This window comes from Nocardia sp. NPDC004722, assembly GCF_053601505.1.
This window is the reverse complement of sequence record NZ_JBSGBY010001124.1, coordinates 577-1,024: the sequence shown is the minus strand read 5'-3', so window position 1 is coordinate 1,024 and position 448 is coordinate 577. Positions and strand designations below refer to the sequence as shown.

Sequence of the window (448 nt, the reverse complement as noted above, 5' to 3'; positions counted from 1 at the left end):
GGTCGACGCCGAGCAGGCGCGCCCACTCGTCGCGGGCGGCGGCGAAACGCTCGCGCTCACGCCAGGCCGTGGCGCGGTCGAAGCGATCCACCACATCGCTGAGCGCTTCGATACCACCGGCGCGCAACAGGTTCCGGTACTGCAGATCGCCGACCGTCTCGGAGATGCGCTGCGGGGTGATGTCCTCCGGGCGCAGACCCAGCTGGACGGCCAGCTCGTGCCGCAGCTCCTCGAGGGTCAAGGCGCGCGGCTCACCCGCCGTCGGACGCGTCACCTCCGACCAGGGTTCCAGCGGGAGATGACTGGCGGGCGCGCCCGGCTCCGGCTCCGAGTGCGGCTGCGGATCGAAACGCTGCGGACCCTCGAGGTGACCGGAATCCTCCGAATGCATCCGGCTCGGCGGCACATTGCCCTCGGGATCGCCGAACCGCCCATGGGCACGGGCGGT

At 71.9% G+C, this 448-nt stretch carries 1 protein-coding gene; it reads right to left on the bottom strand.

Annotation, left to right across the window (positions count from 1 at the left end):
• The coding region (locus ACWELQ_RS46255; RefSeq protein ID WP_452403282.1) for a hypothetical protein at nt 1–448 on the bottom strand (448 nt) is incomplete at both ends.